This is a genomic window from Xanthomonas sp. SI, assembly GCF_014236855.1.
Taxonomy (GTDB): domain Bacteria; phylum Pseudomonadota; class Gammaproteobacteria; order Xanthomonadales; family Xanthomonadaceae; genus Xanthomonas_A.
Genome location: NZ_CP051261.1, coordinates 292,511 through 318,399, shown reverse-complemented (window position 1 = coordinate 318,399; position 25,889 = coordinate 292,511). Strand labels below are relative to the sequence as shown.

24 protein-coding genes are annotated in these 25,889 nt (G+C 68.1%); 9 read left to right on the top strand and 15 right to left on the bottom strand.

What is annotated here, in order from left to right; all coding sequences use genetic code 11:
* Window positions 1-17: 17 nt before the first annotated feature.
* From HEP75_RS01445 to oleD, 6 genes are all read right to left on the bottom strand, one after another.
* Window positions 18-368: a DUF3147 family protein gene (locus tag HEP75_RS01445; RefSeq protein ID WP_185825175.1), complete on the bottom strand. Its 351-nt coding sequence runs from the start codon at window positions 366-368 to the stop codon at window positions 18-20.
* A 70-nt stretch (window positions 369-438) separates the two neighbouring features.
* Window positions 439-2,097: a ubiquinone biosynthesis regulatory protein kinase UbiB gene (gene ubiB, locus HEP75_RS01440; protein WP_185825174.1), complete on the bottom strand. Its 1,659-nt coding sequence runs from the start codon at window positions 2,095-2,097 to the stop codon at window positions 439-441.
* Window positions 2,094-2,735 carry an SCP2 sterol-binding domain-containing protein gene (locus HEP75_RS01435; RefSeq protein WP_185825173.1) on the bottom strand — a complete coding sequence of 214 codons (642 nt, stop codon included), beginning with the start codon at window positions 2,733-2,735 and terminating at the stop codon, window positions 2,094-2,096. Before HEP75_RS01435 ends, ubiB begins: the two co-directional genes overlap by 4 nt.
* A gap of 66 nt (window positions 2,736-2,801) precedes the next feature.
* Entirely contained in the window at window positions 2,802-4,718 is a 1,917-nt protein-coding gene (locus HEP75_RS01430; RefSeq protein ID WP_255423958.1) for a S9 family peptidase, read from the bottom strand.
* A 364-nt stretch (window positions 4,719-5,082) separates the two neighbouring features.
* Window positions 5,083-5,241 carry a DUF1328 domain-containing protein gene (locus tag HEP75_RS01425; protein ID WP_003468167.1) on the bottom strand — a complete coding sequence of 53 codons (159 nt, stop codon included), beginning with the start codon at window positions 5,239-5,241 and terminating at the stop codon, window positions 5,083-5,085.
* Between the two features lie 62 nt (window positions 5,242-5,303).
* Window positions 5,304-6,314 carry a 2-alkyl-3-oxoalkanoate reductase gene (oleD, locus tag HEP75_RS01420; RefSeq protein WP_185825171.1) on the bottom strand — a complete coding sequence of 337 codons (1,011 nt, stop codon included), beginning with the start codon at window positions 6,312-6,314 and terminating at the stop codon, window positions 5,304-5,306.
* Between the two features lie 197 nt (window positions 6,315-6,511).
* Here oleD and HEP75_RS01415 point away from each other — a divergent pair, with 197 nt between their 5' ends.
* The gene (locus HEP75_RS01415; protein ID WP_185825170.1) at window positions 6,512-7,648 is read left to right on the top strand and encodes a serine hydrolase; all 1,137 of its coding nucleotides are present in this window, start codon (window positions 6,512-6,514) and stop codon (window positions 7,646-7,648) included.
* Here the strand turns inward: HEP75_RS01415 and HEP75_RS01410 are convergent.
* Complete coding sequence (locus tag HEP75_RS01410) at window positions 7,632-9,212, bottom strand: winged helix-turn-helix domain-containing protein (RefSeq protein ID WP_185825169.1); 1,581 nt, start codon at window positions 9,210-9,212, stop codon at window positions 7,632-7,634. The two genes, HEP75_RS01415 and HEP75_RS01410, sit on opposite strands and share 17 nt — an antisense overlap.
* A gap of 10 nt (window positions 9,213-9,222) precedes the next feature.
* Window positions 9,223-10,875 carry an olefin beta-lactone synthetase gene (gene oleC / locus HEP75_RS01405; RefSeq protein ID WP_185825168.1) on the bottom strand — a complete coding sequence of 551 codons (1,653 nt, stop codon included), beginning with the start codon at window positions 10,873-10,875 and terminating at the stop codon, window positions 9,223-9,225.
* A 215-nt stretch (window positions 10,876-11,090) separates the two neighbouring features.
* On the opposite strand from oleC, the gene HEP75_RS01400 reads away from it, so the two are divergent.
* Entirely contained in the window at window positions 11,091-11,465 is a 375-nt protein-coding gene (locus HEP75_RS01400; RefSeq protein WP_185821831.1) for a YkgJ family cysteine cluster protein, read from the top strand.
* A gap of 143 nt (window positions 11,466-11,608) precedes the next feature.
* Here HEP75_RS01400 and HEP75_RS01395 read toward each other — a convergent pair whose 3' ends face one another.
* The 6 genes from HEP75_RS01395 to HEP75_RS01370 all read right to left on the bottom strand — a co-directional run bounded on the left by HEP75_RS01395 (window position 11,609) and on the right by HEP75_RS01370 (window position 19,216).
* On the bottom strand, window positions 11,609-12,097 hold the full coding sequence (locus HEP75_RS01395; protein WP_221899294.1) for a hypothetical protein: 489 nt from the start codon (window positions 12,095-12,097) through the stop codon (window positions 11,609-11,611).
* A 192-nt stretch (window positions 12,098-12,289) separates the two neighbouring features.
* A complete protein-coding gene (locus tag HEP75_RS01390) occupies window positions 12,290-13,195 on the bottom strand; it encodes an alpha/beta fold hydrolase (RefSeq protein WP_185821830.1) in 906 nt (301 codons plus the stop codon).
* Window positions 13,196-13,298: 103 nt separating this feature from the next.
* On the bottom strand, window positions 13,299-14,471 hold the full coding sequence (locus tag HEP75_RS01385) for a Fic family protein (protein ID WP_185814859.1): 1,173 nt from the start codon (window positions 14,469-14,471) through the stop codon (window positions 13,299-13,301).
* A 140-nt stretch (window positions 14,472-14,611) separates the two neighbouring features.
* Window positions 14,612-15,628 (bottom strand): 3-oxoacyl-ACP synthase III, encoded by a 1,017-nt coding sequence (locus HEP75_RS01380; protein WP_185825167.1) that lies wholly within the window; start codon window positions 15,626-15,628, stop codon window positions 14,612-14,614.
* A gap of 102 nt (window positions 15,629-15,730) precedes the next feature.
* A complete protein-coding gene (locus HEP75_RS01375; protein WP_185825166.1) occupies window positions 15,731-16,048 on the bottom strand; it encodes a DUF4156 domain-containing protein in 318 nt (105 codons plus the stop codon).
* Window positions 16,049-16,339: 291 nt separating this feature from the next.
* Entirely contained in the window at window positions 16,340-19,216 is a 2,877-nt protein-coding gene (locus tag HEP75_RS01370) for a pitrilysin family protein (RefSeq protein ID WP_185825165.1), read from the bottom strand.
* Window positions 19,217-19,630: 414 nt separating this feature from the next.
* Here HEP75_RS01370 and HEP75_RS01365 point away from each other — a divergent pair, with 414 nt between their 5' ends.
* The 4 genes from HEP75_RS01365 (at window position 19,631) to HEP75_RS01350 (ending at window position 22,261) form a co-directional block, all read left to right on the top strand.
* Window positions 19,631-20,104 carry a hypothetical protein gene (locus HEP75_RS01365; protein ID WP_185814856.1) on the top strand — a complete coding sequence of 158 codons (474 nt, stop codon included), beginning with the start codon at window positions 19,631-19,633 and terminating at the stop codon, window positions 20,102-20,104.
* A gap of 51 nt (window positions 20,105-20,155) precedes the next feature.
* Window positions 20,156-20,635, top strand: coding sequence for a tRNA (cytidine(34)-2'-O)-methyltransferase (locus HEP75_RS01360; RefSeq protein ID WP_179571124.1), 480 nt, complete (start codon window positions 20,156-20,158; stop codon window positions 20,633-20,635).
* A gap of 311 nt (window positions 20,636-20,946) precedes the next feature.
* A complete protein-coding gene (locus tag HEP75_RS01355; RefSeq protein ID WP_185825164.1) occupies window positions 20,947-21,801 on the top strand; it encodes an AraC family transcriptional regulator in 855 nt (284 codons plus the stop codon).
* A 52-nt stretch (window positions 21,802-21,853) separates the two neighbouring features.
* Window positions 21,854-22,261: a DUF2000 domain-containing protein gene (locus tag HEP75_RS01350; protein WP_053835028.1), complete on the top strand. Its 408-nt coding sequence runs from the start codon at window positions 21,854-21,856 to the stop codon at window positions 22,259-22,261.
* Window positions 22,262-22,435: 174 nt separating this feature from the next.
* Here HEP75_RS01350 and HEP75_RS01345 read toward each other — a convergent pair whose 3' ends face one another.
* Window positions 22,436-23,317 carry a LysR family transcriptional regulator gene (locus HEP75_RS01345; RefSeq protein WP_185825163.1) on the bottom strand — a complete coding sequence of 294 codons (882 nt, stop codon included), beginning with the start codon at window positions 23,315-23,317 and terminating at the stop codon, window positions 22,436-22,438.
* A 110-nt stretch (window positions 23,318-23,427) separates the two neighbouring features.
* Here HEP75_RS01345 and HEP75_RS01340 point away from each other — a divergent pair, with 110 nt between their 5' ends.
* From HEP75_RS01340 to HEP75_RS01330, 3 genes are all read left to right on the top strand, one after another.
* Entirely contained in the window at window positions 23,428-24,297 is an 870-nt protein-coding gene (locus tag HEP75_RS01340) for an NmrA/HSCARG family protein (RefSeq protein WP_185825162.1), read from the top strand.
* Between the two features lie 39 nt (window positions 24,298-24,336).
* A complete protein-coding gene (locus HEP75_RS01335; protein ID WP_185825161.1) occupies window positions 24,337-24,810 on the top strand; it encodes an AtaL-like protein in 474 nt (157 codons plus the stop codon).
* A gap of 199 nt (window positions 24,811-25,009) precedes the next feature.
* Complete coding sequence (locus tag HEP75_RS01330) at window positions 25,010-25,678, top strand: SDR family oxidoreductase (RefSeq protein ID WP_185825160.1); 669 nt, start codon at window positions 25,010-25,012, stop codon at window positions 25,676-25,678.
* Window positions 25,679-25,889: the final 211 nt, after the last annotated feature.

Here is a 25,889-nt window from a genome sequence, read left to right as displayed (position 1 = left end):
GGGGTGGATGACACGCCCTACAGCAACTGGATCCCGAAGCGGCGCACGCCCAGCGCCAACGCGCCGAAGCAGGCGATGGTCAGCAGCTCGCACGCGGCCAGCGTCCACCAGAAGCCCAGCCGCGGCAACAGCAGCGGAAACGCCAGGAACATCGGCAGCGTCGGCAGCACGTACCAGAACGTATACCAGGCATGGTTGGCGATCTTGGCCTGCGGCTGCCGCTCCAGTTGCAGCCAGATCAGCGTCAGCACCGTCACCAGCGGCAAGGCGGCGATCAGCCCACCGAGCCGGTCGCTGCGCCGCGCCACTTCGGAAATCGCCACCACCAGCGCGGCGGTGATCAGATACTTGCCGACGATCCAGGGCATACGCAGCTCCCGACAGGTGAAAAACGCAGGACGCGGACAGCGCGGGCGTTCGATCGCGGCGGCGAAGCGCCTAGCGCCGCCACCACGCCGAGAGCAGGCTGACCGCGCCGATGCCGCCGGCGCCCCATGCCCAGATCGACACGCCGCCGAGCTGCGGCCCGCCGGCGTCGAGCGCGTACAGCAGTGCCGCGACGGTGAGCAGGCCCACGCCGGTGATCGCGGTGACCACGCGGCGCTGCATGCGCAGCAGGATCACGTTGAGGTCGGACAGATCGCGCGAGCGCATCGACAGCTCGTGGCCGCCTTCCACCTGCTGGCGCAGCCAGCTGTGCACCAGGCGCGGCATGTCCGGCGCATGGGTCATGATTTCCGGCAGCCGCTTGCGCAACTCCTGCAGCGCGCGCTGCGGGCTGTAGCGCTCGACCAGGATGCGCTCGAGCACCGGCCGCGCCACCGCCCAGATGTCCAGCTCCGGGTCCAGCTGGCGGCCCACGCCTTCGATGTTGAGCAGGGTCTTCTGCAGCAGGATCAGCTGCGGCTGCAGGGTCAGCTCATAGCGCTGGGCGACGCGGAACAGCTTGATCAGCACCTCGGCCAGCGAGATCTGCGACAGCGGCCGTGTGAAGTACGGTTCGCACACCGAGCGCGCCGCCGCTTCCAGTTCGTCGATGCGCACGTTGGCCGGCATCCAGCCCGCCTCCACGTGCAGCTCGGCCATGCGCCGGTAGTCCTTGTTGAAGATGGCCATGAAATTCTCGGCCAGGTAGTACTGATCTTCCTGCGACAGCTGGCCCATGATGCCGAAGTCCAGCGCGATGAAGCGCGGGTTGATCCGCCGCGCCGGATCGCTGTCGACCCAGATGTTGCCGGCGTGCGCATCGGCATGGAAGAAGTTGTCGCGGAACACCTGCGTGTAGAACACGCGCACGCCCTTGGCGGCCAGCGCCTTGCGGTCGATGCCGGCGGCGTCGAGCGAGGCGATGTCGTCGGAAGGGATGCCGCGCACCCGTTCCAGGGTCAGCGCGCGCTCGGCAGTGTGGCTCCAGATCACCTCCGGCACGTACATGTCGTCCGAATGCAGCCAGAAGCGGCGCAGCACGCTGGCATTGGCGCCTTCGCGCTGCAGGTCCAGCTCCGCGGCCAGGGTGGTCTCGATCTCGGCCACCACTTCGCGCGGGCGGATCTTGTCGGCGCGCGGGTGCGCGCGATCGACCAGCGCGGCGGCGGACTTCAACAGCGCGATGTCGGCGTCGATCTGCCGCTCGATGTCCGGGCGCAGCACCTTGACCACCACTTCGCGGCCGTCGTGCAGCGTCGCCGCATGCACTTGCGCGATCGAGGCGGAGGCCAGCGGCGTGGTGTCGAAACTGGCGAAGGCCACGCCGATCGGCTGCCCCAGCGCCTGCTCGACGATACGCCGCGCGGCCTCGCCATCGAACGGGCGCACCCGGTCCTGCAGCAGGGTCAGTTCCTCGGCCACGTCCGGCGGCATCAGGTCGCGGCGGGTGGACAGGATCTGCCCGAACTTGACGAAGATCGGGCCCAGGTCCTGCAGCGCCAAACGCAACCGCGCGCCGCGCGACTGCGCGGCGATGTCCGGGCTGGCGCGCGGCACGAACGGCTTGGCCAGGCGCAGCCAGCGCTCGGCCGGGGTGCCGTCGAGCAGATCGTCCAGGCGGTAGCGCAGGATAACCCGGCCGATGCGGCTGGCGCGGAACATCGCCTTCATGCGCCGTGTCCCGGCTGCAACCTGGCCACGCGCGCGGCCAGACGTTCGACATCGTCGCGCACCGCATCCACATCGTCGTAGAACGCGTCCAGCTCGGCGCGCGGGACCACGTCGCGCGACTCCTCGGTGACGAATTCGGCCGCGCTCTGCGCCAGGTCCTGCGCGCTGCGCTGGGCCTGATGCAGCGCCGCGCGCGCGGCATTGGCGAACTGCACGCCGAGCACGTCGCCGAACACCTGGGTGAACGGGCGCTGCCAGTCGGGATCGAAGCGCCCCGCCAACTGCTGCAGGCGCCGCGCCAGTTCGGCATCGCCGGACACCCGCACCCGTCCGCCGGGACTGGCGCCGCGTCGCGCCTGGGCCAGGAACGGCAGTTGCGCGAACAGCCCGCCGAGGGTGCTGCGCACCGCCAGATCCGGTTCCTGCGCCGCGTCCACCGGACCGACCTGCAGGCGCGTGCCGTCCACCCGGATCTGCAGCGCCAGCGCCGGCGCCTCCAGGGTCAGCGCCACGCGCTGGCCGTCGAGGCCGCGCAGCGCCTCGCGGGTATCCGGGTCCAGCGCCAGCGCGCGGTTGAGCGCCGCTTCCAGCGCGCGGCCGGCCAGGGGCTTGAGGGCATCGAAGGGAGATCCAGGCATGCCGCGCATTCTAGCGGCAGACACGTCGCCGCACCGTGCGCGCGGCAGACTGTGAAGCGCACCGCGCTACTGCGCCTGCGCGCCCCCCAGGTGTTTGCTCAGGAACGCCAGCAACTGTGTGTAATAGGCGCGCCGGTGCGGCTCGGTGTAGAAGCCATGGCCCTCGTTGGGGAAATACAGCGACTCCACCGGCGCACCGGCTTTCTTCAGCGCCTTTTCCATGCGTTCGGTGTGCTGGATCGGCGCACGCTCGTCCTTGCCGCCCGCGGCTAGGAACACCGGGATGCGGATGCGATCGGCCAGATTGACCGGCGAGCGCGCGGCCAGGGTGCTGCGTTCGCCGAGCCAGTCGCCGGCCCAGTTCTTGGCCCAGCGCGCACGCCTGGCCTGGTCGCGGTACATCGTCTCCAGGTCGTAGACGCCGACATAGCCGGCGGCGCAGCGGTACAAGGCCGGTTCCCTGGCCGCGCCCATCAACGCCGCGTAGGCGCCGTAGCTGGCGCCGTAGAGGCAGATGCGCGAGGCATCGGCGATACCCTGCGCAGCCGCCCAGCGCGTGGCATCGGTCAGGTCGTCCTGCATGTGGCCGCCCCACTCCTTCGCCCCGGCCTGGGTGAAGGCACGGCCATAGTTGCCCGAACCGCGGTAATTGACCCGCAGCACCGCGTAGCCCGCCGCGGCCAGCAGCTGCGCGTCGTCGTCGAAATCCCACGCATCGAACACGCCGAACGGCCCGCCGTGCGGCAACAGCACCATCGGCAAGGGCTTGCCTGCCTCGGCATGCAGCGGCAGAGTGAGATAGCCGTGCAGCGGCAGGCCATCCCTGGCCTTGAAGCTGATCTCGCGGCTGGGCGGCACCTGGTCGGGCCGGAACCATTCGCGCCGGCTGAACACGCGCTTGGCCTGCTTGTCCACGGTGTCGTACAGGAAATAATCGCCGTTGTTGCGATCGCTCCAGACGTATAGCAACACCAGCCGGCGATCGGCCGTTGCCGAGGTGATGAACACCGCATCGCCGTTGAACGCCTTTTCCAGCGATCGATACAGGCGCGAGGTCGGCGCGTTGTCGTCGAAGAAGCGGTTGCGCACCCCGTCGCTCATGAATGACACGCCGATCGGCGTCTTGCCGTCCAGGTCGCGCAATACCCGGTACGGGTCGACCTGCTCATCGCGCAGCAAGGGCGAGTAGCGGTCGGTCGCCGGATCCCAGGCCACTACCGCATCCGGGCCGCTGGCCTGTTCCACCTGCAGGTAGGCGAGCTTGTCGTCGCTGGAGAACCCCAGCGGATAGGCGCGATGGAAGCTGGCGGCTTCGTCGTTGATCAGCCGCCACGGCGTGTCGTTGTCGTCGCGGTAGTAGAGCTTGCTGGAATTGCCGCTATCGGCGCCGTTGGCGAAACGCACGCGCCCGCTATGGTCGGCGACGAAATCCGCCCGCGACACCGGCGCGGTCGCCACTGGCGTACGCCGGTGATTGTAGATATCGAGCTTGTCGATGCGGATCGTGGGATCGCTGCTGGGCGCCACTACCGACACCAGCACGTTGCGCGGATCCTGCGCCAGGGTATCGAGCATGTACACCGACGGATCCAGGCCCGCCTTGAGCGTGGTGGCATTGACCGCATCGTTCATTCCATACGGGCTGGCGAGCAGGCGCGGATTCTTGCCGTCGGCATCGATGGCGTGCAGTTGGCCGATCGCCACCGGTTCGTCGCGCGTGCCGAAGCGCTCGGCCATCGATACCACGATGCGCTCGTCGTTGGCCCACCAGAAATCGTCGATCACCGAGTCGGCACCGCCGATGATCCTGGCCGAAAGCTGCTTGTCGCTGCGGCGAACGACCACCAGCCCGGTGCGGTCCTCCATCGGCTGGGTAACGGCATAGTAGGCGCCGGTCGGCGAGATCTTGACCCGCTCGAACTGGTCGCGCTTCAGATACGGGGTCAGATCCAGCGGCGGCGGCTCGGCCTGCGCGCATGCCATGCAAGAAGCCAGCGCAAGGCCGGCCACGAACGTCCAACGTCGCATCGATTCCCCAACCACATCCCCTGATAGGCCTATGGTGGCAAGCCCCGAGCTTGGCGTCCATCCCTTGCAGGCATTGCCGCATAGCTTACCCAGCGCACCTCGATGAGCCCATGCTATCGCCCCTGTATGGGCATGGCGGAAGCAACGACACGGCAAGACATAGCGCTGCTTAGCGCGGTGGCGTTGCTGGAATCCGGCGAATAGCGCAGCGCCAAGCACTGGCGCGCATCAGGCGCCAGCGGCGCGCGCAAAAAACGAACGGCCCGCCGCGCCGGACGTTCTCCGGTGCGACGGGCCGTTCGGGATGCTACGCGGGCGACTACACCTTGCCGCGACGGAACATCGAGATCACGGCCAGGATCAGGAACACCACGAACAGGATCCAGGCGATGTTGGTCGCGGCGCCGGCGATGCCGCTGAAACCCAGCACGGCCGCGATGATGGCGATGACGAAAAAGATGATGGCGTAATGCAGCATGGCAAGGTCCAGAAGTTGTCGTGCCGAATCGGCGCGCAGTTATCTTCGGAAACCGCCGGTCGTCAGGAAGTGACGGAAGTGTCGCGGCGCCATGATGACGCCAGGCGCTGCAGGCCCTGCTCGATCGAAACCTGCGGTACATAGCCGAAATCGCGTCGCGCCGGTTCCATGCTGTACCAATGCGGCGTGCACAGCTGCTCGGCCAGGAAGCGGGTCAGCGGCGGCTCGCCGCGCAGGCGCAGCAGCGGCCACAGCGTTTCGCAGGCCGCGCCGATGCGATAGGCCGCCTTGAACGACAGGGTCTTGGTCACCGGCGGCGCGCCGACCGCGGCCAGCAGCTTGTTCAGCAACTCGCGCATCGGCAGCGGCTCGCCATTGGAAATGAAGTACGCCTTGCCGGCGCAGGCCGCGCCGACGCGCAGATGCTCGAACGCGTCGAAATGCGCCTGCGCGGCATTGTCGATGAAGGTTGAATCGACCCGGTTGTCGCCGCCGCCGACCAGGCGCACGCGCCCGGCCTGCGCGCGCGCGACCAGCTTGGGCAGGATCTGGTTGTCGCCCGGCCCCCAGATCAGCCGCGGCCGTAGCGCCACCACCGCCAGTTGCGCGTCGTTGGCAGCGAGCACCGCGCGCTCGGCGATCGCCTTGGTCGCCGCGTACGGCGCCTGAAAGTTCTCGCCATACGGCACCTGGTCCGCGCCCAAGCCCTCCACCGGATGCGTGGCGCGATGGGTCACGCTTGGCGTGGAGGTGTAGATCAGGCGGCCCACGCCGTGCGCGCGGCAGGCGGCCAGCACGTTCTCGGTGCCGACCACGTTGGGCTGGTAGTAGCTGTCGTAGCTGCCCCAGGCACCGGCCTTGGCCGCGTTGTGGAACACCGCCTCGGCGCCGGCGACCGCGTGGTGCAGCGCCTGCGCATCCGCCAGGTCGCCGCGCACCTGGGCCACGCCCAGCGCCTGCAGTTCCGGATAGTGGCCGCGGTTGTAGCTGATCACCTCGTGCCCGCGCGCGACCAGGCCGCGGCACAGCGCCTGGCCCAGGAATCCACCACCGCCCGTCACCACTATCTTCATTGCGCCGCACCGATCGCATCAGGGCGCACACGATAGCCGGGGACGCCGGGGAAGGCGATCCGCGCGGCTGCAGGCGACGCCACGGAACATCCCAAGTCGTTGATCCTGTGGAACTTCATAATTCTTCACCGTGGCATCAGGCACTTCATCCACGGTGCTGGCGCAGTGCGCGGACTGCATCCTTCCGGAGTTTCACCATGTCGCGCCTTCCGTTCCTGCTGTGCACCGTGTTCGTTCTCGCCGCGCCTGTCGTTCATGCCGCGCCCACCACCACCAGCAGCACCACCGCCACCGCGCCGCCGGCGCTCGAAGACGGCTGGAAGGTCGCCGACGCCCGGGCCACGGGCTGGAACATGGCCACGCTCGCGGCACTGGAGCAGGCCATCGCCGACGGCAAGGCGCCGAACACCAGCAGCGTGCTGATCGTGCGCGACGGCGCGCTGGTCTACGAACGCTACTTCGGCGATGCCGATCGGCAGACCCTGCAAGACACCCGCTCGGCGACCAAGAGCATCACCGCGATGCTGGTCGGCGCGGCGATCGAGCGCGGCCGCCTAGCCGGCGCGCAGGCCAAGGTCTACGACTACTTCGGTGACCGTCATTGGCAGCAGCCGGATCCGCGCAAGCGCGCGCTCACCGTCGAGGACCTGCTGACGATGAGTTCGCAACTGGAATGCGACGACGAGAACGCGTTCTCCAGCGGCAACGAGGAACGCATGTACGTCAGCGCCGACTGGACCCAGTTCGCGCTGGACCTGCCGATCAAGGGCTACGCACCATGGATGAGCCGCCCCGAGAACAGCCCGCACGGCCGCGCCTTCGCCTACTGCACCGCCGGCAGCTTCCTGCTCGGCGCGCTGGTGGAGAAAGCCACCGGCCAGCACCTGGAAAACTTCGCCGCGCAGGCGCTGGAACGGCCACTGGGCATCACCGACGTCCACTGGGGCCGCTCCGCCGAAGGCGTGGGCATGGGCGGCGGCGGCACGCGCTACCGCAGCCGCGACCTGGCCAAGTTCGGCCAGTTGCTGCTCGACCAGGGCCGCTGGCACGGCCAGCAGGTGCTGCCTGCGGACTGGGTGCGGGCGATGACCACGGTGCACGCGCAGGCGCGCGAGGACGCCGACTACGGCTATCTGCTGTGGCGTTTCCGCTTCCCGGTGCGCGGGGTGGAACGCGGGGTGTGGGCGATGTCCGGCAACGGCGGCAACTACGTGTTCGTGCTGCCCGAAGAACGCCTGGTGGTGGTGATCACCCGCAGCGCCTACAACACGCCGAAGATGCATCCGCAATCGCAGGCGCTGCTCGCCGACTACGTGCTCAAGGCGTTGCCGTAGCCGCGCCGGTTTCCTGCGGGAGCAGGCCGGCTTGGCGCACCTGTGCGCGCTGGGCGGCGATGTCGGCCTGGTTGCGCGCCAGCAACGCGGCGAAGCCGGCCTGTGCGCGCAGCGGCGCCAGCAACGGCGACACCCGCAGGTAGGCCGCATCGCGATAGCCGGCGGCCTGCGCGCGGCGCAGCGCATCCAGCGCCGCGTCCGGGTCGCCGGCCAGTTGCAGCAGCAGCGCCGCATCCAGCCCATTCAGTGGGTCGGCACCACGCGCAAGGCTGTGCAACAGGTCTTGCGCCCGCGCGCGCAGCGCCGGCGCGGCAGGCCGTGGCTGCGCGTCCAGCATCCATGACACGGTCTGCCCCAGGCTACCCTGGGGACGTAACCGCAGCGCATGCAGGCTGGCCTGGCGCGCACGCGCCGCATCGCCCTGCGCCAATGCCAGCTCCGCCTGCAGCAGGTACAGCCCGGCGTAGTCGGTGCCGCGCCCCAGCGCTTCGTCCAATGCCGCCTGCGCTTCGGCGGTGCGGCCATGCGCGAACAGGAAGCTCGGCCAGGCCACGTTGGAAAACGCGCTGTCCGGATACAACTGGAAGCTGTCGCGATAGCGCGCTTCGGCGGCGCTGACATAGCCGAGCAGGTTGAGATTGCTGGCGATCTGGATCGGCAGGAAGCGCACCCGCGCCGGATCGCGCACCTGCAGGTTGGCGGCCAATGCCTGCGCCAACTGGCCCTTGCGTTCGTACAGATACGCAGCCGAGCCGCGTACCGCATCGGCGCCCGGATCCAGCTGCAGCGCGCGCTCGTAGGCGGCCAGCGCCGCCGCGTACTCGCCGCTGCAATCGTGCGCATAGCCGAGCGCGGCATGCGCGGCGGCCAGCTGCGGCTGCGCCGCGATCACCTGCGCCGCCAGGCGCCGTGCGAGTGCAACGTACTGCGCATCGCCGCCGTACTGGCACACGCGTGCGCTGTAGGCGCGACTGAGCCCGAGCAACGCACGCGGCTCGTCGGGCACTTGCTGCAGGCGCTGCCGGTACAGCGCGATCGCGCGTTCGTTGTCGTCGCGCTGGCCGATGCCGGCGTAATACTCGGCGCGTTGCAGCAGCGGTGCCGCCGCCGCTTCCTGCGGCGGCGCGGACCACGACCACGCCAGCGCCGCCAGCGTTCCGACACCGAGCACCACGACTGCCGCGATCGCGATGCCACGCCAACGCGGGCGTCGCGGTGCCGGTGCGTCTTCCCTGTCGCCGTCGTCTTCGTCGCTGCGCACCGGCGCACACAGCTGGTAGCCCTGGCCGCGCACCGAGCGCAGGTAGCGCGGCTGCCGCGAGGCGTCGCCCAACGCCTGCCGCAACAGGCGCACGCGCTGGGTCACGGTCTCCTCGTTGACCAGCGCCGGCGCCCACACCTGCGCGATCAGTTCGTCGAAGCCGACCACGCGCTGGCCCTGCTGCAGCAGGTAATGCAGCAGGCGGAAACTCAGCCCGCCCAGTTCCAGCGCCACGCCGTCGCGCTCGACCCGTTGCCGCGCCACGTCGATGCGTAGGTCGTCCAGCCGGTAGCGCTCGCCCATCGCCGCGGCCTCAGCGCACGCGGTCCTTGGCCCACAGCGCCAGCTTCTCGCGGCCGATCTTGGCGTTGTGGCGGATATCCACCGGGAAGCCTGGATGGCGCAGGAAGTCGGCGATGCCGGCGGTGTGCGCATGCGTCTGCGCCAGCGCGCGCAGCACGGCTTCCGGCTGCGTCGGCGGCGCCACGCCCGCCTGCAGTTCGTAGCACAGCACCGGCCGCTGCGCGCCCGCCGCGCCGATCCCGACCAGCGCGCTGCGGCGCAGCCACGGCAAGGTGTTGAAGATCGGCTCGACCTGCTCGGTGTACAGCGGCCCCTGCGCGGTCTCCACGCGCTGGGTCTTGCGCCCGCAGAACCACAGCCGGCCCTGCGCGTCGAAGTAGCCGATGTCGCCCATGCGGTGCACGATGCGCTCGCTGCCGTCGTCCAGGCGCTCGCGGATCTTGGCGATGCGCGTGGCCGCATCGCGGTTGAAATAGGTATCGGTGGTGGTCGGCCCGGCCACGGTGATTTCGCCGACCGTGCCCGCCGGCAGCTCGCGCACGCCGGGCCATTCGGGGATCGCCGCATCGTCGATGGCGATGATGCGCACCACGTTCGGCGCCACCACCGCGCCGACGCAGGTGCCGGCGCCGGTTTCGGTGGCCGCGCGCGTGTCCTGCAGTTCGCGGCCTTCGATCGCCGCCACCGGCAGGCACTCGGTGGCGCCGTACGGCGTCCACAGCTTGCCGTCCTCCGGCAGCAGGCTGCAGATCTTGGCCACGATTTCCGGCGGCACCGGCGCGCCGGCCGAGGTCGCACAGCGCACGTTCGGCAACGGCCGGCCGTAGTCGGCCAGCACCCGCATCAGCGCCGGCGAACCGAACAGCTGGGTCACCCCGAAGCGGTCGATCGCATCGTGCAGCTTGCGCGGATCGGCGCTGGCCGGACGCGTCGGGTCCATGTCCGGGATCACCGAGGTCAGCCCCAGCGCCGGATCGAACAGGGCGAACGGCGGGAAGGTCGGCAGGTCGATGCCGCCGGGCTGCATGCCGAACGCGTTGCGCATCAGCTCGATCTGGCCGACGAAATGGCGATGCCGGTAGACCACGCCCTTGGGCACGCCGGTGGAGCCGCTGGTGAACAGGATCGCGGCCACGTCGTCGGCCGCGGTGTCGGCCAGTTGGCTACCGGCGCCACTGCCGGCACGCTCGATCTGCGCCAGCGTGGTGCCGCCCCAGGCCCAGCGCCGGCCCACGGTGACGATGCGCCGCGCCGAGCGCGCCCAGCCCAGCAAGCGCCGCGCCAGCTGCGCCAGCGGGATGCCGATGAACGCCTCCGGCTGCGCCTCGTCCAGGCACTGCTTGAGCGCGCGCTTGTCGATGCCCGGATCCACCAGCACCGGCACCGCACCGGCCTTGAACAGCGCGAACATCAGCAGGAAGAATTCCGGCGACGGTCGCACCATCACCACCGTGCGGGTGCCGCGGCCGATGCCGTAGCCGCCCAGCCCGGCGGCGATCGCGTCGCTGCGCGCATCCAGCTGCGCATAGCTCAGGGTCACGTCGTAGGCGGCCAGGCCGTCGGCGCCGCGGCGGCCGGGGCAGCGGATGGCGATCTGGTCGGGGCGCTCGCGCGCCAACGGCGGCAGCGTCGCGGCGATGTTGCAGATGGGGGTCGTAGTCATCGGTCGATTATCGCCGATGGCGCCGGCCATGCCTTTACCGGCATGCGTTTGTCCAACGTGCCGCGACCCGAGGAGTGGGTTCGGCAGCTGGCACCCCGGTTCGCCAGCGGCGCGGCGGCGCCATGCACCTGAACGCCGCAGCGCTTGCAGCGCGCGTCGGTTCGGTCAGAATGCCGCGCCCCCCAACGTTGTTTGCCGCGCAAGGCCCGGCTGCCATGGCACATCCCTGCCTCACCTGCGGCGCCTGCTGCGCCTACTTCCGCGTCAGCTTCCACTGGAGCGAAGCCGATCCCGAGCTGGGCGGCAGGGTCCCGTTCGCGCTCACCGAGCCGTTGCGCACCCACGAACGGGTGATGCGCGGCACCTCGCAGGCGCAGCCGCGCTGCGTGGCGCTGGATGCCGAGATCGGCCGCTACAGCCGCTGCACGATCCACGACCGGCGTCCCTCGGTGTGCGCCGCGGTACCCGCCTCGCTGGAGTTCGGCGAGCGCAGCGCGCAGTGCGACAAGTCGCGGCTGGCGCATGGTTTGCCATTGTTGACCGCGGACGACTGGGATGGCGTGACCGAGCGCAATCTTCCGGACGCCTGATTGCGCGGTGCCGCCGCGCTCGGCGCAACGCCGTCCGCGCGCATTACATCCCGTCGTCCGATGACCACCCTCTCATCGGTGCCGGGCGCCCATAACGCTGGCGACGTCCGCCTGCCAACGCCACGGCCGAGCACGAACCCGCTTCAGCGATCCTTCCACTTGGTCGACACCGGATTGGTCACGGTGTTCTTTTCCATGGTGTAGGTGCCGTTCTGCTGGGCGATGGCTTCGCCGGTGTCGACGATCGCGTTCTGGATGAAGATGTTCTTGTCCTCGCCGCGGACGAAGGTCAACTGGTGGAAGGCGGTCTTGTTGCCCCAATCCTCGGAAGGCAGGGAAATGAAGCGGATGGTATAGCTCTCGTCGTCGAAACTGCCTTGCAGCACATACACGCCGTAGTGGTTCTCGCCTTGCGAGATGAGCTTGTACATGCCGTTGCTGTAGTAATAGAGCTCGGCATCCGGAAACGGCTTCTTGTCGTACATCTTCCGGTAGTGCAGCACCTGCTTGTAGGTGGGCTGGCCGAAACCGACCGCCAGGCGCTTGCCGTCGGGGGAGGTCGTCAGGTCTTCCGCGTGCGCGCCAGTGGCGCTCATCGACATCAACAACATCGACATTGCGATCGCTCTCACTTCGTCTGTCTCCGGTGCGGTTGCGTGAATCGCCCGCACTGTACAGGGACCGGTTTATTACAGAGCGGCAATCGTTTGCAGTTTCCGCGAACATGCCGGCGACGGCTCCCGCTGCGACGCGCGCCACGGCCAACGGCGCGCCTCAGCGCGATGCGCGCCGCTGCCGGGCCGATGCGCACAGACAATCGCCCGTCAGCCCAGCGGATGCGTGTCCAGAAAGGTGCGGATCGCCGGCACCAACACCTCGTGCTTGTCTTCGAGCACGTAGTGGTTGGCGTCCTCGAACGTCATCACCTCAGCCTGCGGCAGCGCCTGGCGGAAACCGGCCAGGAAGTGATGGTCGAAGCAGATGTCGCGCAGGCCCCAGGCGATGAACGCCGGGCGGTCGGCGAACGACGGCAACGCCTGCGCCGAACGTTCCAGCAGCGACCAGGCCTTGTCGGCCGGCGACAGCGGGATGTCCTGCATGAAGCGGATCGTGGAAATGCGGTTGGCCCAACTGTCGTACGGCGCCACGTAGGCGCGGCGCACGTCGGCCGGCATGCGCCGCGACACGCCCAGCCACGATGCGCCGGAGGAGAACGCGTTGAAGGTGCGGATGAACCACTCGCCCGGACGCCAGTGCCGGCCCATCGCGATCTGCCACGGCATCGGCTTGGCCGCCGGCAACGGGAACGCAGCGGTGTTGGTGATCACCAGCCGCTTGACCTGCGCGTGGTGCGACAGCGCCCAGCCGAAGCCGATCATGCCGCCCCAGTCGTGCACCGCCAGCGTCACCGGCCCGTCGATGCCCAGGTGCCGCAGCAGCGCGTCGAGATCGTCCACGCGCGACTGCAAGGTGTAGTCGTAGCCCGGCTGCGCGCCCGGCGCATCGTCCGGCTTGTCCGACAGGCCCATGCCGATATGGTCGGGCACGATGCAGCGGTAGCGGTCCGACAGTCCGCTCACCAGATGCCGCCATAGATAGCTCCACGACGGATTGCCGTGCAGCATCACGATCACCTCGCCGTCGCGCGGGCCTTCGTCGAGGTAGGACATCGCCAGCCCCGGACGGACCTGGAAACGCTGCGGGGTGAAGGGGTAGCCGGGGTAGTTCATATGGGTCGACCAATTGAAAGTGGGAAATGAAGCGAAGCATGTGCATCTGCATCGCGGGCAAGGCATGCAGATGGCATGTCTGCACAGGTGGGCGCGGGCACATTCATAGCGGCTGCGCGCCTTCGCTGAGGATGTCCAGGTACGCCTGATAGGCGAAGACGCGATGCCGCTGCTGGCCGGTGAGTTCGTTGACGATCGCCAGTTCCTGCAGGGTACGGATGGCCGCGCGGATCGTCGGTGCGCTCAGCGCCAGATGCGGCTGCACCTGCGGCACGCCCAGCAGCACCCTGCGCGCGAACTGCTCGAACACCAGTCCGACATTGCCGGCACGCGTGCCCAGGCCGGCAATCCGCGCACGATCTTGCGCCAACAGCGCCAGCAAACGCTGCGCCGTGCTGACCGCTTGCTGCGCCGTATCCGCGACGCCGTCGAGGAAGAATCCCAGCCATCCTTCCCAGTCACCCTCGGTGCGCACGCCGTTGAGGCGCTCGTAGTACTGCGCGCGATGCCGCTTGAAGAACAGGCTCAGATACAGACTTGGTTCGCGCAAGACGCCTTCATTGCACAGGATCAACGCGATCAGCAGCCGCCCCAGCCGGCCGTTGCCGTCGCTGAAAGGATGGATCGTCTCGAACTGCACATGCGCCAACGCGGCCTTGACCAGCGGCGACACGTCGCTGGCCGGCGCATGCAGGAAGCGTTCGAATGCGCCCAGCACCGTCTCCAGGGCTTCGGGCGGCGGCGGCACGAAGTGCGCCAACGCCGGCGAGGCGCCGCCGATCCATACCTGTCCCGCGCGGAATTCGCCGGGCCGCTTGCCGGCACCGCGCCCACCCCGCAACAGCAAGGCGTGCATTTCCCGGATCAAGCGCAAGGACAGCGGGAAGTCGTCCTGGCGCAAACGCTTGAGCCCGTGGTTCAGCGCGGCGACGTAGTTGGACACCTCCTCCACGTCGTCCAGCGGCACGCCCGGCGCCTCGTCCAACTCGAACAGCAACAAGTCCGACAACGACGACTGCGTCCCCTCGATCTGCGAGGACAGCAGCGCTTCCTTGCGCACGTATTGATAGAGGAACAGTTCCGGATCCGGCAGCATCAAGGTGATGCCATCCAGGCGTCCCAGGGCCTGGTCCGCCCGCTCCTTGCGAGCGATCAATTCCGGCGCGGCCAGATCCAGCGGCGGCACAGGCGGCAGCGGATCAGGGACGAACGCCTGGTAACGACTCCCGGCCAGCGAACCGGAAACATAATGGCCGGTGGAACGGCGGGGAGGCATCGGGCTTTCCTTACAGCCACCGAATGCGGCCATTAAGAAAGAAAACTACCAATAATTTTCCCAAAGCGCCAGATTGGGCCGGACAAGGAAAATTATTGGCCTATTCGGCGCAATGGAGCCCCACAACAAACGCCTTCCGCCTACCAGACCACCTCGGCCATCGAACAGTTCAGGCCCGAGCCGATGCCCATCAGCGCGATCCGGTCGCCCTTCTTCAGCCGCCCCAGTTCGCGCAGCTTGCTCAGCACGATCGGCACGCTGGCCGGGCCGATGTTGCCGTGCTCGCCGAAGATGGTCATCACCTTCTTCGGGTCGATGCCGAAGTTCTTGATGAAGGCCTGGGTGTGCGGCAGGCTGACCTGGTGGATCACGAACTGGTCCAGCTCGTCCACCGCCCAGCCCAGCGCCTGCATGGCGGCGATGAAGGTCTTCTGCGCCAGCTTGAGGCCTTCGATCAGCAGCATGCGGGTATCGGTGACCATGCGGTCCAGGTTGCCCCGGCACAGGGTGTTCCACTCGGTGGCCGAACGGGTCACGCCGCCGCGGTAGCGCGGGGCGTCGGGAACCAGCTCGGCGCGCGCCATCACCATCGCCGCGGCGCCGCAGCCCAGGGTCAGCGCGGCCAGCTCGTCGCGGAATTCCTGTGCGGTCACGTCCGGGGAGGTCATCCGCTCCAGGGTCTTCTCGTACACCAGGTTGGCGGTCTCGCCATCCACCACCAGCGCATAGTCGACTTCGCCGCGCTCGATCATCCGCGCCGCGATGTCCATGCCGTTGATGAAGGCCAGGCAGGCATTGGCGACGTCGAAGGTCACGCATTCCTCGCCCACGCCCAGGTTGCCGGAGACGATGCTGGCGGTGGACGGTTCCAGGTAGTCGCGGCTGACCGAGGTATTGACCAACAGCCCGACCTGGCCGGCGGTGATGCCGGCGTCGGTCATCGCCTTGCGGGCCGCCAGGGTGGCCGCATCGGATGCCTGCATGTCCGCATCCCACATGCGCCGCGCGTGGATGCCGGCGACGTCGCCGAGCACGTCGGTGCGGATGCCGAGGCGATCGTAGGTCGGCTGCAGGCGTTCGTTGATCTGCTTGGAAGTCAGCGTGTGCGGCGCATCGATATGCGCCAGTCCCGCGATGGAGACATTGTTGAAGAGCATCGAGATGTACGCCGGGATAAGGCGAAGGGGCGCCAATTCTAGCGGCTGCCCGGTTTTACCGCATCTTTAACAAACTGGAACAGAGCGTATGGCTTAACCTGTTCAGCGAACGCTGCACTGATAGGCGGCGTAGCGTTGGTCGCCGTCGACCGGTTCGCCCATCGCCTGCACGGTATTCGCGCCGACGCCGGGGGCCTCGTTGCGCGCCAGGGTCTCCAGTTCCTCGCGCACCCGCAGCGGGTTGCGCTGGTAGAAGCCCACGTTGCTCTTCACCGACACCACCACCTCGCCCCGCTTCTCGCAGCCGGCCGGCGCCTGCCCTGGCGGCAGCACGCGCACGGTCTTGCCTTCCGGCGCCATCGGCACCCAGGTGCAGGCAGCGAGACTGGCGAGCAGGAGCAACGCGATCAGTAGGCGCATGGAGAGGGACCGCAGGTTGAGAGAACCCGGATTGTGCCGCAGATTGCTGAATTGGCAATGACGCTGGAGGATTTGGTGGCTGGCAGGCATGGAAGCCGATTCGTGCGGGGCTTCGCCCGGACCCTCATCCGCCCCTTCGGGGCACCTTCTCCCGATGGGAGAAGGGAACAGCCTAAGCCCCTCTCCCATCGGGAGAGGGGTTGGGGTGAGGGTACGGCGCGAAGCGTCGCGCTGAATTGGGCGCACAGGCGCCGCCCATATCCTCATCCGCCCCCCGCGCCGCAGGCCGCCTCAGCGCTTGGGCGCGACCGGCGCGGCCGCGCCCTGCGGCTTGCCGTCGGCGTCGATCACCGTCACTTCGCCCAGCTTCAGCGCGCGTACCGGGCGCTCGATCTGCTTCAGGTCGCCCACCACCACCCAGGTCAGCGCGTTCGCGTCCAGAGTCGCGGCGGCCTGCGCCACCTGCGCCGGGGTCATCGCCTCGATCTCGGCCTTGCGCTTGAACACGTAGTCGTCGGGGCGCCCGTAGCGGACGATGCCGCCGATCGCACCGAGCACCGAACTGGCGGTCTCGTAGGCGCCAGGCAGGCTCAGGGTCTGGATGTTGCGGATCCGCGCCACTTCCTCCGCCGTCGGCGGCAGCTTGCCGCTGGCGAAGACGCTGATCTCCTTCTGCATCTCCTGCAGCGCCGGCGCGGTCTTGTCGATCTGCACCGGCGCGGCGGCCGACCACGGGCGCTGGCCAAGGGTGTTGGAGGCCGAACTGCGCGCGCCGTACGACCAGTGCTTGTTCTCGCGCAGGTTCATGTTCAGCCGCGAGGTGAAGTCGCCGCCGAGCACGCCGTTGGCGGTGTCGAACCGGATCGAGGACGCATCGGTGGTCGGCGGCACCAGTTCGGCGGCGAACAGGTTGGCCTGCACCGCGCCGGGCTGGTCGATCAGGTACACCCGCGACTTGCTCGGACGCGGCACCGCCGCCGGCGCCTGCAGCGACGGCGCCGCGCCCTCGCCCTTCCAGTCGCCGAACTGCGCGTCCAGCAGCGGCACCACCTCGGCCAGGGTGGTGTCGCCGACCACGATCAGGGTGGCTTGTTCGGGACGGATCCAGTCGCGCTGGAAGTCCACCAGGTCGGTGCGCTCCAGCGCCTCGATCGCCGGCTCGGTGCCGCTGCCGCTGAACGGGATCGCATACGGATGGCCGGCGCCGTACAGCAGCGGCGGCAGCACCCGCATCGCCACCGCGTTGGGCTGCGCCTTCTCCTGGCGGATGCCGGCGATCCAGCTCGCCTTGATCCGCTCGATCTCCTTCTGCTCGAAGCGCGGGCGCCGCAGCATGTCGGCGTACAGCGCCAGCGACGGCGCCAGGTTCTCTTTCAATGCGGACAAGTAGGCGCTGCTGCCGTCCAGCGAGGCGCCGGCGCTGAGCGTGGCGCCCAGGGTGTCGGCGGCATCGGCGAAGCCCAGCGAGTCGTAGGTGCCGGCGCCTTCGTCGAGCATGCCCATGGTGAAGTTGGCGGTGCCCGACTTGCGCCCCTGGTCGGCACTGAAGCCGCCCGGGAATTCGTAGCTGAACTGCACCACCGGCACGTCGTGGCGCTCGGCCAGGATCAACCGGGTGCCGTTCTTCAGCGTGGCGCGCTGCAGCGCCGGGAACTTCAGCTGCGGGAACTGGGTGGTCTTGGGCGGGCCGGCGCTGCGATCGACGACGCTGGGCAGCGCGCGGTACTTCGGATCGACCGGCGGCGGATTCAGCGGCGCCGGCTGCACGGCCGGCTCTTCGGCCAGCGCCACGCGCTCGCCCGGCTCCACCACCAGGGTGTGGTCGCCCTTGCCCAGCCACTTGCGGCCCACCGCCTTCAGATCGCGCGCGCGGGTGGACTCGATCGTGGCCAACGAGGTGCGGAAGCAGCCCGGATCGCCGGTGAACACCGTGCACTCGGCCAGCGCATCGGCCTTGCCGCCGAACCCGCCGATGCGCTCGATGCCGCGCACGAAGCCGGCGCGGAACGCGGTCTTGGCGCGCAGCAGCTCGTCCTTGTCCGGCCCCTTGTCGAGCAGCTTGCGCAGTTCCTCGTCGATCACCGCCTCGACCTTGGCCGGATCCACGCCCTGCTTCACCGTGGCGATGATGCCGAAGCTGGAGCCCAGCTGCGACGGCCAGGCGCCGGCGCTGATCTGGTCGACCAGCTTGTCCTCGTGCACCAGGCGCCGGTCCAGCCGCGACGACTTGGCGCCGCCCAGCACCTGCGCCAGCAGCTGCAGGCGGTCGATGTCCTCGGTGCCGGTCTGGGCCACGTTCCAGACGCGGTAGATGCGCGCCTGCGGCACCTTGTCGGTCATCGTCTCGCGGGTGGACTGGGTGTGCTGGGCCACGTCGACCTGCGGCTGCGCCATGCTCGGCCCGGCCGGAATATCGCCGAAGTAACGGGCGACCTTCTCTTTGGCGGTGGCCACGTCGATGTCGCCGGCCAGCACCAGTACCGCGTTGTTCGGCCCGTACCAGGTGCGGAACCACTGCTTCACGTCGGCCAGCGAGGCGGCGTTGAGGTCGTTCATCGAGCCGATCACGCTGTGGTGGTACGGGTGGCCCTTCGGGTACAGCGCGCGGCTCAGCTTGTCCCAGGCCTGGCCGTAGGGCTGGTTCTCGCCCTGCCGCTTCTCGTTCTGGACCACGCCGCGCTGCTCGTCGAGCGCGGCCTGATCGATGGCGCCGACGAGGTGGCCCATGCGGTCGGACTCCATCCACAGCGCCATGTCCAGCGCGGTGGTCGGCACGTTCTCGAAATAGTTGGTGCGGTCGCTGTTGGTGGTGCCGTTCTGGTCGGTGGCGCCGACCTGCTTGAACGGTTCAAAGAATTCGCCGCTGTGGTTCTCGCTGCCCTGGAACATCAGGTGTTCGAACAGGTGCGCGAAACCGGTGCGCCCGGCCGGCTCGTCCTTGGCGCCGACGTGGTACCAGAGATTGACCGCCACGATCGGCGCCTTGCGATCGGTATGCACCACCACGCGCAGGCCATTGGGCAGGGTGAACTGCTCGAACGCGATGTCCACTTTCGCCGCAGCCGGCTGCCTGGCCGCACTGGACGGAGGCGCGTAGCTCAGCGCGCCGAGCGCGGTGGACAGGGCGATGGCCAGCAGCGCCCCACGGGGGCGGATCGACACGGTCATGCAAGTTCCTTTTGAGTAATGAATGGAAGGACAGCCAGGCCTCGATCGTAACGGGCCGATGCCGCGCCCGCGTATGCCTTTCGGCCCGTTCCTGAGCATCGCTGGCGCCTTCGATCCTGAACGCGATGGGCGGACGACGCTGCCGGAGGGGTGACCGGCAGGCCGAAGACGGACGTACGCAAGCGACCGTGTGTCCGCCTGCGGACACACGGCTCCGCAAAAAAACCTTGAATAACAATGCTTTGAAGTTGGCACAGGATCTGCTTTGTATCTGGGGCGCAACAAACACCGTCAAATCAAATAATGAATGAAAGCTTAATAAGTAGAAAAAACAGAAGAAAGTTCTTGCACACCCTGATTAGGTGTTCTACCTTACTACCACACCACTGCTCAACAACACCAACGAGGCCCGCCATGAAAACCGCTTCCTTCGCCCTGACCTTCGCCATCGCCGCCCTGCTCGCCGCGCCGGCCATCGCCGCACCGACCGCCACCCTGGACAGCGTGCAGGTCCGCCCCTCCGCCGAGCAGATCGCCCAGCGCACCTTCGAGCGCAACAGCGGCATCGCCACCCTGACCGCGGTGCAGGTGCGTCCCTCCGCCGAGCAGCTGGCGCAGCGCGACGCCGAGCTGTCCAGCCGCATCGCCACGCTGGCGTCGGTGCAGGTGCGTCCGTCCGCCGAGCAGATCGCCCAGCGCGCTACCGAGCAGGCCACGAGCCCGCGCGTTGTTACCCTGACCGCAGTGCAGGTGCGTCCGAGCGCCGACACCCAGAGCGTCTTCGCGATCGGCAGCGTGGTCAGCGGCGCCCTGGACAGCGCGATGCTGCAGCTGCAGCCGAGCCTGCAGAACCTGGGCCAGGACCTGACCACCAGCCTGGCGCGCTGAGCCGGCGACGCTTCGCCGGCGCAGGCCGGAGCCGGCGCGTAAACTGCGCCAATGACCGCCACGCCCACGCTGCATGTCCTGCTGTTCCAACCCGAAATACCGCCCAACACGGGCAACGCCATCCGCCTTTGCGCGAATACCGGCGCGCAGCTGCACCTGATCGAGCCGCTCGGCTTCGACCTCGAGGACAAGCAGCTCAAACGCGCCGGCCTGGATTACCACGAGTACGCACGCCTGCAGGTCCACGCTTCGCTGGACGCCGCGTTGCAAAGCATCGCCCCGCGCCGCCTGTTCGCCCTGAGTACCCGCAGCGACACCCGCTACGATGCGCCCGCCTTCGCCGACGGCGATGCGTTCCTGTTCGGCCCGGAGACCCGCGGCCTGCCGGCCGAGGTGCTGGAACAGGTTCCGCCCGCGCAACGCCTGCGCCTGCCGATGCGCCCGCACAACCGCAGCCTCAACCTGTCCAACGCGGTGGCGGTGGTAGTGTTCGAAGCATGGCGGCAACTGGGCTTCCCCGGCGCGGATTGAACGCGCGGCAGGACACTGGTTGATGGCGACACGTCCTTTGGGCCGAACGGCGCAACAACATAGACCACGACTGCCGCGCGATTCGACACACGGCGGCGGCGGCGCAGGCATGACGCCTTCTCCACGACAACGCCACGAAAGCTGCACGCCGAGGTTTCCGCCGGAACACCGCTACCTCTCGCGAACGTGCATTACGGGCGTCCCTGCTTGCAGTTGAAGTCGGCAACGCTTCGTTCTTACACTCGGCCGTCAGGAACATCGCCTGAGTCGATCCGAGCGAGCTGCCCGCCGCGCTCTTGCAGGGTAGCGCCATGACATCCAGCTCCCGAAAAACGATCACCACCGACGATTGGGTCAGGATTCGCCGCGACCGGGAAACCGGGATCGAGAGCGTGCACGCGCATTTCCGCGGACACGCCTACGATCCCCACGATCATGACGAAGTGCTGGTCGGCGTCACCTTGCAGGGAGTGCAGCGGTTCCACTGCCATCGATCGCTGCATACCAGTACGCCCGGGCGCGCCATCCTCATCGAGCCCGGGGCGGTCCACGACGGGCATGCGCCCGAGGAGGACGGCTTCACCTACGCGATGCTCTACCTCCCCCAGTCCTGGGTGGCGGAGATGCTGCAACGGCTCGGCCAGTGGGACATCTCCGCGATTCAACCGGCTTTTCGGAGCACCTTGACCGGCGACGCCGTGCTGAGTGCGGCAATACGCCAGGCCTTCCTCGCCGTGCATCACGGCGAAGGCCGCCTGGCGCGGGATCAGAGCCTGGATCGCATGATGCGGCTGCTGTCCTCGCATCTGTCTGCGGATGCGCAGCCCGCGCGCGATTCGGCGGCAAGGATGGTGCGGGCCAGGGATTTCCTGCACGCGCAGATGGAACGCGACGTCGGCCTGGATGAACTTGCCGGCTACGCCGACATGGACCGGTTCCGTCTCACCCGGCAATTCCAGCGCACGTTCGGCCTGTCGCCGCACGCTTACCTGATCCGCTTGCGGTTGCGCGTCGCGCGCGCCCTGCTGGCCACGGGCCAGGAACCGGCGGACGTGGCGCTCAAGGTCGGCTTTGCCGATCAAAGCCATCTGGGCCGCTGGTTCAAGCGCGCCTACCGGCTCACCCCGGCCGCGTACCAGCGGCAGTGCACAGGCGTTCTAGATTGAATCCTGGGCGGCTCCGATCATGGCCACAGTCCAGCGAGAACGGAGTTCCCCCATGTTCGACACCAAAGTGGCTCTCATCGTCCGCAACGACCTGGCGACCTGGCAGCGGTTGAATGTCGTTGCCTTCCTCGCGACCGGCATCGCAGCGGCCGCCCCCGACGCCATGGGCGAACCCTACGTCGATGCGAACGGCCACCGCTACGGCAACATGCTCGGCCAGCCGATGCTGGTGTTCGAGGCCGACCTCGCCGGACTCCAGGCCGCGCACCGGGTGGGACTGGAACGCGAGATCACCGTGCTGCCCTATGTGTTCGCCATGTTCGCGACCGGGCACGACGACGCCAATCGCCAGGCCTTCGCCGCGGAAGACCCGGGCGATCTGAACCTCGTGGGGATCGGGTTGCGCGGGCCGAAGAAGGCCGTGGAAAAAGCCACCAAGCGCCTGTCGCTGCATCCGTGAAGCGGTACGCAGCGATGCGGCCATGCCGAGTCCCCCGAGCTATCTCGCAAGCCGCATCGTCTCCTCGCACGGTCGGTCGGTAGCGGACGCTCCAGACGATGCGTGGCGCTGCCTGGCAGCCAGGGGCAGGTGCGCAATCCGCGCATCCGTATGGCGTGCGCCGACTGGCTCAGGTCAGGCGTCGACGACAAACACGCCACTCGGGTAGCAGCCGCAGATGAACTCGACGAAGGCCCGGACCTTAGGGCTCTGCAGGCGCCGCGAGGTGTGCAGCACCCACAGTTCGACCTCGTCGCCGGCCGCGCCCCACGCGACCAGTTCGCCCTTGTCGAGAAGATGCCCGATCAGCGATTGCGGCAGCATGGCCGCGCCCGCGCCGGCGGTGACCGCGTCGCGGACCGTCAGCAGCGAGGACAGCCGCAGCACGGGCTGTGGTTCGACGACGAGCTGGCCGCCCTGCACGGACCACAGCTCGCCGTCGCGATAGGACGGCGTCACCACGGCCGGGACCCGCGGCGTCTCGCCTTTCCGCCCTTTTGGCCTCTCGATGGCAGGAGCCGCCGCAAGCAGCAACCGGTCCTTGGCGAAACACCTGCCGACCAGCACGCTGTCCTTGCGCGGATTGATGCGGATGGCGACGTCGAACTGCTCCTCGACGAGGTTGGCGACACGGTCCTCGGAGACGGCCTCTATCTGCACTTGCGGATAGAGCGCCTGGAACGCGGCGGCAAGCCGTCCCAGCGCCACTTGCGAGAACAGCAGCGGCGCGGCGACACGCAGCCGGCCTCGCGGGGCCGCCAGCCCGTCCCGCGCCGCCGCGATCGCGTCGGCCACCTCGCGCATCGGCCCCTCAAGTCTGGCCAGCAGGATCTGGCCAGCTTCGGTCAGGCCCAGGCTGCGCTCGCCTCGTTCGATGAGCCGTATGCCCAACGAGTCTTCGAGATCGGCGACCCGGCGCGACAAGGTCGCCTTGGACCGGCCACTGGCGCGGCTGGCTCTGCCGAAGCCGCCATGCGCGGCCACTAGTTGGAAATCCTCTAGGGCATTCAGGTCCATTGCGTCTCAGATTTGATACGAGGCGTCCACATTTTAGAGTCTGTGTTTTGAATATGGAACCTCCTATTGTTTGCCCACACCCAGACCAAACCCCAACCAAGGAAATCACCATGACCATTCTCGTAACCGGTGCCACCGGCAATGTCGGCCGTCAGGTCGTCGAACAACTCGTCAAGCGCGGCGCCGATGTCCGCGCGCTGGTCCGCGACCCGGCCAAGGCCAATCTGCCGGCAGGCGTCGAGGTCGTCCAGGGCGATCTGCTCGATGTCGACTCGCTGCGCGGCGCCTTCTCCGGGGTCTCCACGCTGTTTCTGCTCAACGCCGTGGTCGCCGACGAGTACACGCAGGCCCTGATCGCACTGAACGTCGCCCGCCAGGCCGGGATCGAGCGCTTCGTCTATCTGTCGGTGATCCACAGCGACCTGTACGTCAACGTGCCGCACTTCGCCGGCAAGTACGGCGTGGAACGCATGATCGAGCAGATGGGCCTGAACGCCACCATCCTGCGTCCGGCCTACTTCATCGACAACGACCTCACGATCAAGGACGTGGTGAGCGGCTACGGCGTCTATCCGATGCCGATCGGCAGCAAGGGCCTGGCGATGGTCGATACCCGCGACATCGGCGAGGTCGCGGCTATCGAACTGCTGCGCCGCGAGCAGTCGGCAGTGCCGCTGGCGCTGGAGCGCATCAACCTGGTCGGCCCCGAGACGCTGACCGGCGCCTCTATCGCCGCGATCTGGAGCGAGGCGCTGGGCCGCCAGATCTCCTATGCGGGCGAGGACACCGCCGCATTCGAGCAGAACCTGCGCCAGTTCATGCCGAGTTGGATGGCCTACGACATGCGCCTGATGAGCGAGCGTTTCATCAGCGACGGCATGATCCCCGCCGCCGGCGACGTCGAACGCCTGACCATGCTGCTGGGTCGTCCGCTCCACTCCTATCGCGAGTTCGCCACCCGGGTCGCGACCTCCTCCTGACACGCAGCGCTTGCGCACCTACACCACCAGGACGCCACCATGATCTATTCGACCGCCACCGTCGCCGTGAACCCTCCCGGCGAACTCCCGCTGACCCGCGCGCAGGCCTGGCAGGGCCTGCTGCTCAAGGCCCGCGACGCCCGCCTGTTCCTGCCCGAAGGCCTGTGCACCCGCTGCGATGTCGTGGAGGAAAGCGCGACGCACTTCGTGCGCGAAGCTACGATCGCCGGCACCGACCTGCGCGAGATCATCGCCCTCGAACCGGAAAGCAAGATCACCTTCTTCCAGGCCACCGGTCCGCGCGAAGGCGCGATCGTCAACGTGCTGTTCGAAGACGCGGCCGGAGCGCTGCAACTGCGCTTCTACTGCTATCTGGGCCTGCGCGGCAAGGCGCCGGGCGGCCCCGAGGAGCAGGCCGAGCAGGCGCAGTTCGACAGCGACAAGGGCTATAAGGCCGCGCTGCACTCGACGCTGAAACGCACCCGCGAACTGCTCGCGGACGGCCGGCTCTGAACAAGCATCCGCCTCCATTCCCTGTCCGCGCGGAGCTGTTTCATGCGGGCAGCGGTATGGAACGCCACGCCGACGCCCCCCAACGCTCGGCCCCGTTTGACGAACTGGCAACGGTTCGGCCAGCAGCGATACCTGGCCGAAAAGTCACCTCCATCCTGGACGACCTACAGCAGGCGTCCCTATCTTCGAGGAAACCGACATGCAACAGCACGACAGCGGCAATATCGCGCCTGACCGACCGAAGATTCTGGTCCTGGGCGCGACCGGCGGCACCGGCCGGCTCATCGTCGGCCAGGCAGTGGCCAGAGGGTACGACGTCGCGGCGCTGGTACGTTCGCCCGACCGTGCGCGTCATCTCGGCGGGGCCGAACTCATCGTAGGAGACGCCCGCGACGAGACGATCCTGCGCCAGGCGCTGCGCGGCCGCGACGCGGTCATCAGCGCACTGGGCACACCGGCCAGCCCGCGCCGCGAGGTCACACTGCTCTCCACCGCGACGCGGGCGCTGGTGAGTGCGATGCAGGCGGAGCAGGTCGCACGCCTGGTCGGCATTACCGGCATGGGGGCCGGCGACAGCGCGGGACACGGCGGCTTTCTCTTCGACAAGCTGATCTTTCCACTACTCCTGCGCAAGGTGTATGCGGACAAGAATCGGCAGGAAGCGCTGATCCGCGACAGCGGACTCGACTGGGTGCTGGTCCGCCCCTCCGTCCTCAACGACAAGCCTGCCCGCGGCGATGTCCGCGCGCTCACCGATCTCACCGGTTTCCACGGCGGCACCATCGCGCGTTCGGATGTCGCGGCGTTCGTCTTGGACCAGGTGACCTCCAGCGACTGGATACATCGTTCGCCGCTGATCACTTGGTAAGCGCACCGCGCGCGCCGCTGTTGGGAGCGCGCTGAACGAGCAGACGGGGACGCGGCCGCAGCGGTAAGTACGAAGAAGAGCCCGCCACCAATCCCATCGGCAACGAGTCGATTGCGGTTGGCATGCCGGAAATGCCGCGACGTGTGATCCGGTAGCAACGCGGACCGTGCTGCCCATTCGCCCTCGAAACCATGCCTTCGAAAGTTCCTGA

Coding starts and splice junctions, on each gene's coding strand:
- HEP75_RS01400 (WP_185821831.1), top strand. CDS start 11,091: ATGGCACATCCCTGCCTCACCTGCGGCGCCTGCTGCGCCTACTTCCGC.
- oleC (WP_185825168.1), bottom strand. CDS start 10,875: ATGACTACGACCCCCATCTGCAACATCGCCGCGACGCTGCCGCCGTTG.
- HEP75_RS01385 (WP_185814859.1), bottom strand. CDS start 14,471: ATGCCTCCCCGCCGTTCCACCGGCCATTATGTTTCCGGTTCGCTGGCC.
- HEP75_RS01355 (WP_185825164.1), top strand. CDS start 20,947: ATGACATCCAGCTCCCGAAAAACGATCACCACCGACGATTGGGTCAGG.
- HEP75_RS01415 (WP_185825170.1), top strand. CDS start 6,512: ATGTCGCGCCTTCCGTTCCTGCTGTGCACCGTGTTCGTTCTCGCCGCG.
- HEP75_RS01350 (WP_053835028.1), top strand. CDS start 21,854: ATGTTCGACACCAAAGTGGCTCTCATCGTCCGCAACGACCTGGCGACC.
- HEP75_RS01345 (WP_185825163.1), bottom strand. CDS start 23,317: ATGGACCTGAATGCCCTAGAGGATTTCCAACTAGTGGCCGCGCATGGC.
- HEP75_RS01360 (WP_179571124.1), top strand. CDS start 20,156: ATGACCGCCACGCCCACGCTGCATGTCCTGCTGTTCCAACCCGAAATA.
- HEP75_RS01425 (WP_003468167.1), bottom strand. CDS start 5,241: ATGCTGCATTACGCCATCATCTTTTTCGTCATCGCCATCATCGCGGCC.
- HEP75_RS01390 (WP_185821830.1), bottom strand. CDS start 13,195: ATGAACTACCCCGGCTACCCCTTCACCCCGCAGCGTTTCCAGGTCCGT.
- HEP75_RS01370 (WP_185825165.1), bottom strand. CDS start 19,216: ATGACCGTGTCGATCCGCCCCCGTGGGGCGCTGCTGGCCATCGCCCTG.
- HEP75_RS01430 (WP_255423958.1), bottom strand. CDS start 4,718: ATGGCATGCGCGCAGGCCGAGCCGCCGCCGCTGGATCTGACCCCGTAT.
- HEP75_RS01410 (WP_185825169.1), bottom strand. CDS start 9,212: ATGGGCGAGCGCTACCGGCTGGACGACCTACGCATCGACGTGGCGCGG.
- HEP75_RS01340 (WP_185825162.1), top strand. CDS start 23,428: ATGACCATTCTCGTAACCGGTGCCACCGGCAATGTCGGCCGTCAGGTC.
- HEP75_RS01335 (WP_185825161.1), top strand. CDS start 24,337: ATGATCTATTCGACCGCCACCGTCGCCGTGAACCCTCCCGGCGAACTC.
- HEP75_RS01375 (WP_185825166.1), bottom strand. CDS start 16,048: ATGCGCCTACTGATCGCGTTGCTCCTGCTCGCCAGTCTCGCTGCCTGC.
- HEP75_RS01330 (WP_185825160.1), top strand. CDS start 25,010: ATGCAACAGCACGACAGCGGCAATATCGCGCCTGACCGACCGAAGATT.
- ubiB (WP_185825174.1), bottom strand. CDS start 2,097: ATGAAGGCGATGTTCCGCGCCAGCCGCATCGGCCGGGTTATCCTGCGC.
- HEP75_RS01445 (WP_185825175.1), bottom strand. CDS start 368: ATGCCCTGGATCGTCGGCAAGTATCTGATCACCGCCGCGCTGGTGGTG.
- HEP75_RS01365 (WP_185814856.1), top strand. CDS start 19,631: ATGAAAACCGCTTCCTTCGCCCTGACCTTCGCCATCGCCGCCCTGCTC.
- HEP75_RS01380 (WP_185825167.1), bottom strand. CDS start 15,628: ATGCTCTTCAACAATGTCTCCATCGCGGGACTGGCGCATATCGATGCG.
- HEP75_RS01435 (WP_185825173.1), bottom strand. CDS start 2,735: ATGCCTGGATCTCCCTTCGATGCCCTCAAGCCCCTGGCCGGCCGCGCG.
- oleD (WP_185825171.1), bottom strand. CDS start 6,314: ATGAAGATAGTGGTGACGGGCGGTGGTGGATTCCTGGGCCAGGCGCTG.